At 32.1% G+C, this 13,415-nt stretch carries 9 protein-coding genes; 2 read left to right on the top strand and 7 right to left on the bottom strand.

Annotated elements, in window-relative coordinates; genetic code table 11:
* Positions 1-348 precede the first annotated feature (348 nt).
* The 6 genes from JFU20_RS02960 to JFU20_RS02985 all read right to left on the bottom strand — a co-directional run bounded on the left by JFU20_RS02960 (position 349) and on the right by JFU20_RS02985 (position 8,168).
* The gene (locus JFU20_RS02960) at positions 349-1,431 is read right to left on the bottom strand and encodes a HAMP domain-containing sensor histidine kinase (protein WP_201038319.1); all 1,083 of its coding nucleotides are present in this window, start codon (positions 1,429-1,431) and stop codon (positions 349-351) included.
* Positions 1,428-2,114: a response regulator transcription factor gene (locus JFU20_RS02965; protein ID WP_002017038.1), complete on the bottom strand. Its 687-nt coding sequence runs from the start codon at positions 2,112-2,114 to the stop codon at positions 1,428-1,430. Before JFU20_RS02965 ends, JFU20_RS02960 begins: the two co-directional genes overlap by 4 nt.
* Before the next feature lie 344 nt (positions 2,115-2,458).
* A complete protein-coding gene (locus JFU20_RS02970; protein ID WP_201038320.1) occupies positions 2,459-3,625 on the bottom strand; it encodes a hypothetical protein in 1,167 nt (388 codons plus the stop codon).
* Positions 3,626-4,162: 537 nt separating this feature from the next.
* Positions 4,163-6,010 (bottom strand): ABC transporter permease, encoded by a 1,848-nt coding sequence (locus JFU20_RS02975; protein ID WP_201038321.1) that lies wholly within the window; start codon positions 6,008-6,010, stop codon positions 4,163-4,165.
* Between the two features lie 16 nt (positions 6,011-6,026).
* Positions 6,027-6,788: an ABC transporter ATP-binding protein gene (locus JFU20_RS02980; protein ID WP_002017042.1), complete on the bottom strand. Its 762-nt coding sequence runs from the start codon at positions 6,786-6,788 to the stop codon at positions 6,027-6,029.
* Between the two features lie 720 nt (positions 6,789-7,508).
* Positions 7,509-8,168 (bottom strand): CatB-related O-acetyltransferase, encoded by a 660-nt coding sequence (locus JFU20_RS02985; protein ID WP_201038322.1) that lies wholly within the window; start codon positions 8,166-8,168, stop codon positions 7,509-7,511.
* A gap of 454 nt (positions 8,169-8,622) precedes the next feature.
* Between JFU20_RS02985 and JFU20_RS02990 the strand changes: the two genes are divergently transcribed.
* Both JFU20_RS02990 and JFU20_RS02995 read left to right on the top strand, forming a co-directional pair.
* The gene (locus tag JFU20_RS02990) at positions 8,623-9,093 is read left to right on the top strand and encodes a DUF5065 family protein (protein WP_201038323.1); all 471 of its coding nucleotides are present in this window, start codon (positions 8,623-8,625) and stop codon (positions 9,091-9,093) included.
* 902 nt (positions 9,094-9,995) lie between these two features.
* The gene (locus JFU20_RS02995; RefSeq protein ID WP_002017056.1) at positions 9,996-11,189 is read left to right on the top strand and encodes a collagen-like triple helix repeat-containing protein; all 1,194 of its coding nucleotides are present in this window, start codon (positions 9,996-9,998) and stop codon (positions 11,187-11,189) included.
* 644 nt (positions 11,190-11,833) lie between these two features.
* On the opposite strand, the gene pepD is transcribed toward JFU20_RS02995, so the two are convergent.
* Complete coding sequence (gene pepD / locus JFU20_RS03000) at positions 11,834-13,303, bottom strand: beta-Ala-His dipeptidase (RefSeq protein WP_002017054.1); 1,470 nt, start codon at positions 13,301-13,303, stop codon at positions 11,834-11,836.
* Positions 13,304-13,415 lie beyond the last annotated feature (112 nt).

Raw genomic sequence — 13,415 nt, forward strand, 5'->3', positions numbered from 1 at the left:
ATCCCTCTTTTTAATACCTTTGTATTTTTCAAATTGATTCGTACTTTCATATCTTTTAGGATTACACTTAATAGACAATCTAAGTAATACATTTGTTCCACATTTATATAAAATAAAACCAGTGTGTCCCGATGAAATATCGAAACACACTGGTTGCTAAATTTACTATCGTCTTTTCCATTGTTCATATCAATGAACTTCCCCTCTATTCTGTTAATTACTTTATAATAATAAATAAATTAATTTGTCAGTATCATGTCTACTATGAATGGCCTACTTGAATTATTAACTTAAGAAGTTTCTTAAGTTTTAAAAAAGCTTATGGAAGCTTTCATTCCATAAGCCATTCTATATGATCGGATGTTCAACAATAAAGGATATCCAACCTTCTTTATATTCTGCATGTATATTACCATTGTGAAGTTCAACAATTCTTTTTGAGATAGCAAGTCCCAGTCCATTTCCTTGATCATCTTTTCTGGCCTTATCACCCCTGAAAAATCTCTCAAACAATTTATTTGGATCGCTAACAGGTGGTTTCTCAGCTTTATTTGATACTTTCAAAATTGCTTTATTATCTATTACTTCAAGACATATTGATAATTCGGATGGCTTCATGCTGTACTTTATCGCATTTATAAACAGATTTTCATAAACACGTACCATTTTTTCTACATCCATAAGAATAGGTATTGTTTCTTCCGTTATTGATTTTTGAACAATTAAACTTTCCTTTTCAAATATAGGAGTGTATTCTCCAACTATTTGCTCCAACAAACCTGATAAATCAACTTCATTAAGGTTTAACTTGGCATCGATGTCTGATAAACGGGTGTACTCAAATAGTTCATCAATTAGATATTTCAATCTCTGTGATTTTAAATAAGTGGTTTCGAGATACTCCTGTAATTGTGCTTTACTGTCGTATTGCCCTCTTTTTAATAAATCTACATAGCCGATAATAGATGTCAATGGTGTGCGTAAGTCATGAGATACATTGGTTATGAGTTCATTTTTTGTACGTTCCAATCGTCTTTCCTGTTCAAATGTATTCTCCAATTCCTTGGACATATAATTAATATTTTGAGCAAGTTGGGTCAATTCGTCTTTTCCCTCAATCTCAATTGTCAAACCCAGTTTTCCATTGGCAATATCATTCACATTATCAGAAATGAGCTTCAAATATACTATTTTCTTTCGAACCAATATTAAAAAAATGATTATAAAAGTAAAGATCGCTAACGCAAATATAAGAAATGTAAGTATATTATTTTCAAATGTACTAAGATCATCAAGATAGTGATTTAGATTTAATGGTATTATAATATATATATAAGTGAGGATTGTTAAACCAAACGAAACAAAAAAACTAACTGCAACAGCACCAAGAAGTTTTATTATTATCTTATTTCTAAAACTAACACTCTTCATATTTTATATCCAATTCCCCAAACAGTTTTAATATAAATGGGATGTTTAGAATCCTCTTCAATTTTGTCTCTTATTTTTGTAATATGCACCATGACGGTATTATCCGATTTATAAAAAGCATCTTTCCAAACTGCTTCATATATTTTTGCAACACTCAGAACAATCCCTTTGTTACGAGCAAGTAGTTCGAGTATATCAAACTCTTTTGGAGTTAGCCTTACTTCCGTGCCTCTTATCCATACTTGACGTGTATCTGTATTTACGGTCAAATCACCAATTTCTAGGACACTTTTATCATTATCTGTATTTGTATTATATTTTTTAAACCTTCTTAATTGGGATTTTACTCTAGCGATTAACTCCAACGGATTAAACGGTTTTGATAAATAATCATCGGCACCAGAGGCTAAACCCTGAATTTTGTCTATATCCTCTGATTTTGCAGAAAGCATGATAATAGGCATATTTCGTTCTTCCCTAATCTTCATACACGCTTCAATGCCATCCATATTAGGCATCATAACATCCAAAATAATAAGATCGAATCGCTTTTCTTCTAACAGTTCTAACGCTTCAATAGCATCTTCTGCCTTTTGAGTTTTCAGACCTTCATTTTCCAAATATACAGAGATAAGATTTCTAATCTCTTTATCATCATCAACAATAAGAATTTTTGACTCCATATGATTCCTCCACATTTTTCTCATATTGAACAACTAAAAGCATAAGCAGACGGTACATTTCTATCCTCTTTTTTGTAAACCTGCAATTGAATGACCAAAAGTAACATAATCGATATAAAAGATAACGTCTTAAATATTGTTCAAAATTTTCTTTAGATCCATTTACAATTAATAATTTTTCTTCTTCATTAAATTTAGCTTTTAATAAAAAAAATTATTTTGAGATTCCTTCTTTTAATTAATTTTTTTTGATTACACCGGTAGTGTATATAACTTATAAAATGAAAAAAGAATCCTCTTCAATACGCTCTTTAAAGAAAATTCTTTTTCAAATCGTATTTTCTTTACTCGTTACTTATTTTCACCAGTTTTTCTCCTTGTTCTAAAAGTGTTGCATAGTCATTGTTCTCTTTAATTTCTTTGATTTTATTTTCAATTGTGGGCGTATTATTTATATTAAAGTACGTATTTAATACTTCATATGGTGTCTTTCCTTGTTTGATTGCACTATCTTCAATAGCTTCTTTCCATGGAATATTTACTTTGTCCATGCTTAATTCAAGGGCTGAACCAGTCTCATATCTCATATTCCGCTCTAAAAACCTTGGAGATTCTGCCTGTCCATTAGCAATGAAGTTGAACGCCTCCATAAAAGTAACATGATATGGCTTCTGTTTCTTTGCAAGTACCATAAGATTTCCACCAGTTAATTTACTATAACGATACTCTAAGTATCGTGCTGAACCTTCTATTGCTTCAGTTTTTGTTTCTCCAATTAATTGAGGCCATTTTTTATAGCGATAGTTACGTACAATTGTCCAATCATATAATGCCTGATTAATACTTTCTGGGTTCGTATCAATCATTGCTTTATCTAATAGCTTAAATTCTAATCCCATTAGCGTGTAATTTTCTTTATTAATCGGATATTCGTGAATAGACTCTCCACCATTTGCATCATATGTCCAATCTTTTTGTTTATAAGCATGAAAACCTTCATGTAATAAGAAAGATGAAAAATCAAAATATAAATCTGGATTACTAAACATTTTAGGATGATATTTTAAATAAAATACATCCATATCATTAATATTTATTGTCCCAAAGTTCCAAGGAATCCAGGTAGAAATAGTTCTAAAATCAAAACGAGTTAAGCGATAGACTTTAGGTAGATGCAGAGAATTTGAGACTTTTATTTCCTTTGCAAAAATACTATTTTCTAATCCCGTTACATTAACTGCATAAGCTTCTTGTCTAAAGAATCCCCCGTCTTTATTACTACGTATCAGAACCAATGGCATTTTTTCGAAGCGATAATCTTCATTCCAAAGTTTATCACTCGATTCTTCAAAGCTCTTATAAATAGTAGCTAATTCTTTTAACATCTTTTGATCCGTGTTATCTAAAGACTTAAACTCTGTATGATATGTTTTATTTAAAATTATGCTTCCCAACATAATTCCTATAAATATTACTAATAAGATTAAAATTACCTTTAAAAATTTTTTCAACACACACTCCTTTTCTAAAACGATAATCCTTATGATGAATAAGGTTTACAAGTTTTATGTTTATTTACACTCTTTTGGTGCAGACCCAATTTTAAATAATAGCTATAATAGACACAATTTATACAAGATATTATTTTGATAGTTGTTCCATCCTGTCAAAATTCCGGTTATAGTTAACAATTAATATTGGATGATTATTCAATTTTATTGTAATGGGATAGTGCAAGAGTTCCTACAAATGAGGTTAAAGTAGTACTCAATGTAGGAACGATGCTATCTTGCCTCTTCATTTCCCTTCATTATTAAGATATAGAAAGAATAGTATTTTTCTCTTTTAATTGCTCATACATAACTTCTTGTAAGTTATACATGAAATGCGACCCCTACTTGTATTTACTTTTCTTCTAACACTTTCTGCCGCTCATTGCTGCATATTTGTATCTCAAATTCACTTTCTATTTTGCTTACATAGTATTTTTTCACTTCATCATACGGGGGCCAATTATGTTGATACTTAGTATACATAACATTATTACATTAATTTTCTTTCGGAAGTACAATTCCTTTATACAATTGAACTGTAATCCAGTAGTAAATCGAGTAAATCACTACAAAAATAACAATTGGTAACCAAATACGAAAGTACGGATCAATTAAAAGAGGACCAAACATGTTCATACCAACTAATATGTGAGCAATACCCACAATTGCTGGGACTAAAAATACAAAGAATAACTCCTTATAAATCGATTGTATTAATAACTCCCGGCGAACACCGATTTTACGAAGCATTTGATAACGTGTATTATCTTTGGATGCACCAGATAGAATTTTAAACATTAAGCAACTCGCCATCATTGCTAAGAACGCAATTCCAACGAAGAAACCCATAAACATTAGTCCGCTGGCAAAACCATGATTCATATTATATGTTTGATACTTACTATCCAGTTCTTCCGCTTTCACATTTTTATATTTCGCTACCTGTAATTCATCAAGTTTTTTCCATTCTTTTATGTATGATCCAAAATCATCTGTCTTCCCAATAAACACCGTATTTTTTGTACCTTTCATACTATCGTATATGTTTTGATCGACAATTTTCACTTTGTGATCAGGATACATATACATTGGCTGGATTGTTTGGAAAGCGTCGCTCCATTGTTTTGGTTTCCCATCATCTTTACCCCATTGTCTTGACAATGCAAATGCATCCATGGGAATTTTCTCTGAAACTTTCAGCGTCTTCCCATTTTTTCTATCTTTTACTAAAGGACGATTTTTCTCTAAATCTTCTTTTATATAATAAACATACTTATCATCTACTTTGTAGCGATATTCAAGATTCTCTTGGAATAAGATACCACTCAAAATGTCCTTTTCTTCCGCTGTTGGATTATGAACTACCGAATCGTAAATTGTTCCTTTATCAGTCTGCTTTAGAACGTCGTTTTTAAATGCCAGACCACACGCAATTCCACCAGCGCCAAGAGCCACTAGAATTGCTACCGTTGCAAGCACATTTGTTAGGCCATTAATACGGAAGTTTAATTGAGCAAAAGTAAAAGCATTAAGCCCTTTTTCACTACGTTTTTTATTACTCTTTAACTTTCTAATCATAACTGGGAGAAGTGATCCAAATAACATGTAAGTACTAACTGTTGCTGTGATTAATCCAAGAGCCATTAATTTAGGAACGGTTCCTAGATCTTTTTCATGTGGTATATAGATCAGTGATGCATAACCAATACCTAGCAAAATCAGACCAAGGAATGCAACTACAGCTGCCATTTTTCCTTTTACCGCGACATGCTCTGTTTGTGCATCTGCATGTACAAGTTGTAATACAGAAATACGTGATAATTTAATACTATTCATACTTGCTGATAGTACAAATAATGCAAAGAAGAAGATGCAAGTAACAACCATAGATGGAATGTACAAAGCTTTGTAACCTTCTCCAGTTAACTCCAATTGTTTCATTAATAACCGACCGATACCCTCTGCAAGTCCTACACCAACTGCAATTCCGATTACAAGAGATGCGGCACCTAATACGATTGTTTCGATAAACATAAGTAAGGTAACTTTATGCTTTTTTGCTCCTAACATCATGTACATGCCAAACTCTTTTTGACGAAGAGATAATAAGAAAGAGTTTGCATATAAAATATAAAAAAATGTTACAATTGCTAATAAAAAGGAACCAATGTGGAATATATATACAATAGGACCCACATGTGCATTAGATTCAAGGAACCCTTTATTTAGTGCTAGCGTTTGAAACATATAGAAAATTGAAATAGATACAATAAGACCAACAAGTAAGACAATATAATCTTGTAACTTACTTTTTAACCCTGACATGGAAAGTTTAAATAACATGCCCAAACCCCTTTTCTTACGCTTTTTGTGTGCCTAAATCTGCAAGTACGTCTAAAATTTCTTTATAGAACTCTTCACGTATACCACCGCGATGAATTTCTTTATATAGCTCACCATCTTGAATGAATAAAATACGCTGACAGTAACTTGCACTGTATGGATCATGCGTAACCATCATAATCGATACGCCTTGTTCTTTATTTAAATTTGTCATTGCATTAAGTAAACTAGTTGCATTTTTAGAATCAAGAGCTCCTGTTGGCTCGTCCCCTAAAATAATTGCAGGCTCATGCACTAACGCACGTGCTGCTGCTGAACGCTGTTTCTGTCCACCAGATACTTCAGATGGGTACTTTTGAAGTATTGCTACAATCCCTAACATATCAGCTACCTTTTCTACTTTCGGCCCAATTTTTCGTGATGGGACACCTTGAAGAGATAATGGAAGTGCAATGTTTTCGTAAATAGATAAATTCTCTAATAAATTAAAGTCTTGGAAAATGAATCCTAACTTTTGCGAACGGAAATCAGAAAGCTCACCTTGCTTCATTTTCGTAATATCCGTTCCTGCAATTTCAATAACGCCACCTGTCGCTTTATCAAGAGTCGAAATTACATTTAATAATGTTGTTTTGCCAGAACCAGATGGCCCCATAATCCCAACAAACTCCCCATCTTGAATCGAGAATGAAACACCTTTTAATGCGTGTGATTGATTCTCACCTTTTTTACCGTACACTTTTTGAATGCTTTTTACGTCTACGACTGGTTTTATCATATATATCCTCCTACGTCTCTATGATTGATAAGCTACCGTTTGGGTTGTTTCTTTTTCGTTTCTACTTGCAATGCTTCATCTGTAAAAGTATTAAACTTGTCCACCACCAATACACATCCTTTTATTTTTCAAAATAATAAGTCCTTTCATACTTTTGTAATACATAAAAATAGGTATCAAACGGGATTTATTGTATTTAATTTGAATATCCATTTTTAGTAATACATGTAATAGACAATCTAAGTAATAAATATGTTCCCCTTTAAGATAAGAAAGCACTAGGTGTTTTGTTAAGAAAACACAATGAATTGCACATAAAAAATCCCTTTTCGCCATCTCACAAAAAAAGAATCATTGCTGCAGCCTTTATAAACTTTATAATGGCTGGCTCATGCACAAGTGCACATGTTGCTGTCCACCAAATACTTCAAGTGAATACTTTTGGAATATCGCTGAAACTTCTAATATATGAGCTACCTTTTTTCTACTTTCTGGCGAATACTTCGTGATGGAAAACCTTGCAGGGAAAATGAAGAAACAATTTTGTTCAATCATTTGAATTATAAATAAAACATATTAAGAACTACTGGTTATATTTCTTAATTTTTCTTAAGATAATTTATAAAAACTAAACCATAATGGGGAGATTATTTCATAATTGTTTCTATTACAAATAATAAAAAACTACACCCTATTTAGGATGTAGTTTCTCTAACTGATTTATTTCTTTTTTACTTCATTTTTATAAAAAGCAAATAATGGTTCAATGGCAGGACTAGATAAAAGAGGAATTGCCTTCTCAATCAATTCTCTATCCCAATCAAACCAACGCATCTCCATTAGCATATTCAATTCTGTATCAGTGAACCGCTTCTTTATTTCCTTAGCAGGATTTCCACCAACTATTGTATACGGCGGAACATCTTTACTTACAACAGATCCTGCTGCAACAATTGCACCTTCACCGATTGTAACGCCAGGCATTATAATAGCATTCATTCCAATCCAAGCATCACTTTTAATGACTGTATCACCCTTCGGTTCATATGATTGTTCAATTTGCTCAGCGAATGGATATACTGTAATCCATTCTGAGTGATGATTATGATTACCACCCATTAATATGACTACTCCACTGGCAATACAAACATAATTCCCAATTATGAGTTTATCAAGATGCCATCCCATCTGTTCAATTGGATTGAAAAGTACTCGGGACTTAGCATCCCCCCACAAATACCTTACACAGCCATCTTCAAAATTTTGATGACCATAATACCCTGAATAATAGGAGTACTCTCCTACCTCAATGAGTGGATTTGTTACTATATCTTTTAAATACTTCGTTTCTGACCAATGATTATATAATGGATGCTTCATAACTTTATTCCTCGCTTCTAAGTATTGTAGATCTTTGTAATTCACTTAGAAGCTTAATACGACTGCTACATTTTTTAGCTTTCTCAAACGACGAATCATTATATTCAAGCCCTTCTTTTATAATAAAAAAATCATAACGTGATAAATTACATAAGTCAAATTGTAAAATTATGTGTTCAAACTTAACGCGTGCATTGAAATTTCAGTTTTAAAATAATCATGTTTTCAAATAATAAATCGCAATTACATATAATAAAGATTTATTAGCTATATCTCTAACTTCTTTCTTATATTAGCCTTCACTCCCTCGATATAATTTTATTATTTATTAATTTGTCTGATAAATCAATAAATGTTAATATGATTATAGAAGATATTATCATCCATTAGATTTCACAGCTAGTTTTTCACAAAAACGATTTCTGAATCCTTAAGTAAATAGGAGGTTTAGAACATGAAACTTTTAAGGCAATCAACAATTATTGGCGCATTGACTGTTGGAGGATTTTTATTTTCGAATACAATTGGTACACTCCCACCCGTGTCTGCTGAATCGCAACTTACACAAAAAGAATCACGATTTTTAGATAATTGGCGGTGGCAAAACTATTTTTTATTACATCATAATGCAGATTTTTTAGAAGAGTTAGCAGTTGGTGACTTAAAGCATGGAGATACATTCGATGTTAATATATATACTGGTGGTAAGGATACTGGTATTGTAAAAATATATCAATTGAGTGGAAATGAAAATGATGAAATAAACTTGCATAGATATAAAACCATTTACGACTCAGGTATAACACATAATTATGGTAGATTTGCAACACCTATTACTAAGGTTTATAATCCAGGAACATATGTAGCTGTTATGAAACTTGGAGAAAATTATTATTATGGGGGCAGCTTTAAAATCTCAAAATAATTAACGTAAATTCGCCATTAATTAAATGTTAAATACTATTGTTATTAGACAAAGACCATTTTAAAAGCCCCCTTATATAAGGGGGGGATTTTTTGATTGTTTCCCCTTTTTAGGGCTAGAAGAAATCCTTACTTTCTTTATAAATTAGCATTTTTATTCACTAACCGTTTTCACTTCTTTATGTTTTACAATCCGATATGCAATATTGCATATTCTATATGTTCACTCTTTAAATATGCGATAATTTATTTATATAAAAGTTTAAAATTAATATTGAAAGGAGAATATTAAATGTCTTTCTTTTCTTGGTCTCCTCTTATTTTCTTAATAGGTGTTGCAATTATCATTTCTATTCAAAGGGCTAAGAAACAATAATTTATTATTTGGAGGTGTAATAATGTCATTTGCAGCATGGAGTGCAATTTTTATGACTTTAATTGGAGCAATCTTTGGTACAATTCCCTCTAGAAATAAGAGAAAAAATACTAACTAAAAAAACTAATAATAAAAATTAATATCTATTTTAGTGACAGCTAATACGACCCAAACATTTCAGCTGTCACTTTCTATTCAAATATCTTCCTCTTCAAAACTCCATCCACTATCAATATAATTTGCTGACCATTCTTTTCACTCTTGCTCGAAGAAAGCTCCCAACTCTTTCTGGATTTTTGGGTCGTATTCTAATTGTTATAAAGTAAATTCATCTTTATGATTAGACCGTGATATCCAATTCCTAATATAAAATGCCCTTTTATATTTTGATCCATCTTCATTCTCCTTTTCTTTCAAATAACGCTTTTATGAAAATTCCATTGTCTAATTCTTCACTTGTCCATTTCGCTTTTCTCTACTTCTGCAATTATTATTAGTAATACTAATTTTTCAGAGGTGAAATTATTATGGACGAGTTTTTATCTTTTTCTTCAGTAAATCCTAATTTAGTCGGACCTACTTTACCACCTATTCCACCATTCACACCTCCTACTGGGCCTACTGGTAACACTGGACCTACTGGGCCACCTGATGGACCTACCGGGAGCACTGGACCTACTGGGGACACTGGACCTACCGGACCCACTGGATCTACTGGGCCCACTGGACCTGGATGTATAGAGCCACTACCAATATTCACTCAAATAGTCTATGCAAACAAAGCTGGTAATGACGTTACCGCTGATGGTTCTGAATGTGCACCGTTTTTAACAGTTACTGCAGCAATGGCATCAATAACGGATGCAATAGCGCCATTTCCGGATCCTTTAAATATAACTAAACGTTATGCTATCAAAATTGGACCCGGTACCTATATTGAACCATTAATTCATTTAAAAGCTAACCTTCAATTAATAGGGACTAGTACTTTATTAACTAGATTACAAATTCCTTTTGATATAAATGATCCGACTTGGTTTGATTTGAATTTTTCACAAGATCCTAGATCTGGGTTTGTCAATCTGTCATTAATAAGTGGGCCACTTGATTTTAACTTTCAAACAGCGCAAAGTGTTTCAGGTAAATTATTCTTTGTTAGCATTAATATAACCCCTACTCCTATATTCACAGCTTTATCTACTTCTGTGAATCAAGTTAATATCCGTGACTCAATGTTATCCGCTGGTTATACTCAAAATGGCATTATCATGGTGATGTTTGCTTCATTCGTTTCTAATGGTAATATTACTATTAATTCACAAGCGACCACAGATACTCAAGTCAATTTAGTTGGTGGAGGAATAAATGGTAATGTCATTATTAATGTACAGTCTGGTCATATTCCAATTGACCCTTTAAATTTAACCAGTTTTGCTATTACAGAAAACATTTTTAATCCCAGTCCTAATTCAGGTAATTTAAATGTCAATGGCGTTAATAACGTTATTACAAGAGTCAGAGCGACAGTTGATTCATTACCTATTCGTTCCCGAATAACTCTTATAGGAACAAATACTTCTTTAATTAGAGTTGATGACGCTTTCGATTTAGCTTATGCACCTATCAATCCAATAAATTGGGCTGCTCCTCCTCCTACAACAGTACAGGAAGCTTTAGATAGAATTGCTTCATTGCTCGCAGGAACTATCGGTACTCCATAAATACCTTAGAAAGAACTTAAACCCTGTTTCTATACAAGCTAAGTTGTTATGGTATATGAGAGAAAAGTCTCTTCAAATCTTATTGGAGAGACTTTTTTCGTTTCTAAGTAAATCCAATATTCAAAAATGAATCTATATGATAAACAAAGTAATTATTTCTTAACAAAATTCAAATTCCATTGAACTTCCTTCCCATTATTCTTTATCTCCGTCAGTGGCTCCATTTCCTTTTTTACAAATACATCTATCATTTTTCTTTGTATATCTTCTTTTTGTTCTTCCTCGGATCTAAAACCAAAATAAAGTAATGCACTTGTAATAACCAGTCCTACAATGTATCCTAAAATACATCCTAACCAAAATATAATGTACCATCTCCCTATGCATTAATTCGGATATATATTAATACATTAAAATGTAACATATGACGATTTTGCTATAACACAAATAAAATATAAAATAAACAGAAGTATATATACAATAAAGTATATTTTCCCCTTCATAAGTACTAAAAAAACAGCAATTAATCATTATTAACTGTAAAACTTAATATTACATACTGATGAAAAATGAATTTCTAATAAAATTCTATACAAAAAAAGTAGCCTATAAAGTTTTATAGGCTACTTTTCATTTCATCATTATTACTTAACTAATTCTTTCGTTCCCTTCATTACATCAACGAAGAATCCCCAGTTATTCACAACAGAAGAAATACTAATATGCTCATCTGGAGTGTGAACGTTGAATATATCTGGACCGAATGAAATTGCATCTAATTCAGGCATCTTTTGAATGAATACACTACATTCGATCCCTGCATGCACAGCAAAGATTTCAACATCTTTATTGTATTTTTCTTGATGCACTTTTTCAAACAAATTACGAATCTGTGAATTCGGATTGTATGGCCATTCTGGATACTCTGACTCTATTTCAAATGTTGCACCAACTAATTCGGCAATACATTTAATTTCATCTGCAACATGTTGTTTTAAACTACTTACAGAACTTCTCACTTCGTTACGTAATTTAATTTCATCTTGCAATGTTTCAATAACGCCTAAATTTGTTGAGCTTTCTACTAGACCTTTAATATCCATGCTCATACTTTGAATGCCGTTCGGAATTAAGAATAATGATGAAATAAGTTGCTTTTGTGTCTCTTTAGCAAATACTTTTTCTACTGCTTTATCCAATTTTGTAAGTGTAACATGAACATCAGGATCAATAGCACGCATTTCTTCTTGTAATACTCTTGTCCATGATACTAGTTTTCCTTCTACTTTCTCTACATCTTCTGTACGTAATACGAGTGTAGCTACACTTTCACGCGGAATTGCATTCGTTTTTAATCCGCCGTGAACCTCACTTATATCAAATTGAATATTTGCTGATAAATCACGTAATACTCGCCCTAATACTTTGTTCGCATTACCGCGTTGTTTATCAATTTCCATACCAGAATGTCCACCTTTTAAACCACCAACATATAGACGGTATGCATCCATATTCGCTGGCGCTTCATCCCAAATTACTGGAATTGTTTCAACAGCTTTCGCACCACCTGCGCTACTTACAAGTAATTTATGATCTTCTTCAGAATCAATATTAATAAAAATCTTTCCTTCAAAATGATTTGAATCAACAGCGAAAGCTCCGCCCATTGTCGTTTCTTCTTCAGTAGTAATAACTACTTCAAGTGCTGGATGCGGGATGTCTGTGGAATCTAATAATGCTAATGCATATGCAACCGCGATGCCGTTATCAGCGCCTAAAGTCGTTTGATTTGCATATAACATGTCCCCAATAATTCGTAATTCAATTGGATCTTTTTCAAAATCATGTACGGTTGCTTGATTTTTTTCACATACCATATCCATATGACCTTGAATGATAATAGCTGGTACATTTTCATAACCAGTAGTTGCTTCTTTTTTAATAATGACATTTAGTGCTTCATCTTGAATGACTTCCAAGTTACGCTCTTTCGCAAAATTTACTAAGTAATCACTAATTTCTTTTTCATTACCAGATCCTCTAGGAATCTTTGAAATTTCTGCAAAATGATAAAATACAGGGTGCTTTGTTAATTGTTCTAAAGTAGAAAACATTTTTAAGCTCCTCTCAAAATGACAAAATAATATGTACGTCCTTTATTATTATACCATGATTCATTATTTTACTTTTATTTTAAGATTTCAAAAATTCATTATAACCTATTCA

Origin of the sequence: Bacillus sp. TH30, from assembly GCF_016650875.1 — a bacterium.
In the GTDB taxonomy this organism is placed as follows: domain Bacteria; phylum Bacillota; class Bacilli; order Bacillales; family Bacillaceae_G; genus Bacillus_A; species Bacillus_A mycoides.

Bases quoted from the DNA above. Each gene is read 5' to 3' on its own strand.
- JFU20_RS02995 (WP_002017056.1), top strand. From the start codon at position 9,996: ATGGACGAGTTTTTATCTTTTTCTTCAGTAAATCCTAATTTAGTCGGA.
- pepD (WP_002017054.1), bottom strand. From the start codon at position 13,303: ATGTTTTCTACTTTAGAACAATTAACAAAGCACCCTGTATTTTATCAT.
- JFU20_RS02980 (WP_002017042.1), bottom strand. From the start codon at position 6,788: ATGATAAAACCAGTCGTAGACGTAAAAAGCATTCAAAAAGTGTACGGT.
- JFU20_RS02990 (WP_201038323.1), top strand. From the start codon at position 8,623: ATGAAACTTTTAAGGCAATCAACAATTATTGGCGCATTGACTGTTGGA.
- JFU20_RS02975 (WP_201038321.1), bottom strand. From the start codon at position 6,010: ATGTTATTTAAACTTTCCATGTCAGGGTTAAAAAGTAAGTTACAAGAT.
- JFU20_RS02965 (WP_002017038.1), bottom strand. From the start codon at position 2,114: ATGGAGTCAAAAATTCTTATTGTTGATGATGATAAAGAGATTAGAAAT.
- JFU20_RS02960 (WP_201038319.1), bottom strand. From the start codon at position 1,431: ATGAAGAGTGTTAGTTTTAGAAATAAGATAATAATAAAACTTCTTGGT.
- JFU20_RS02985 (WP_201038322.1), bottom strand. From the start codon at position 8,168: ATGAAGCATCCATTATATAATCATTGGTCAGAAACGAAGTATTTAAAA.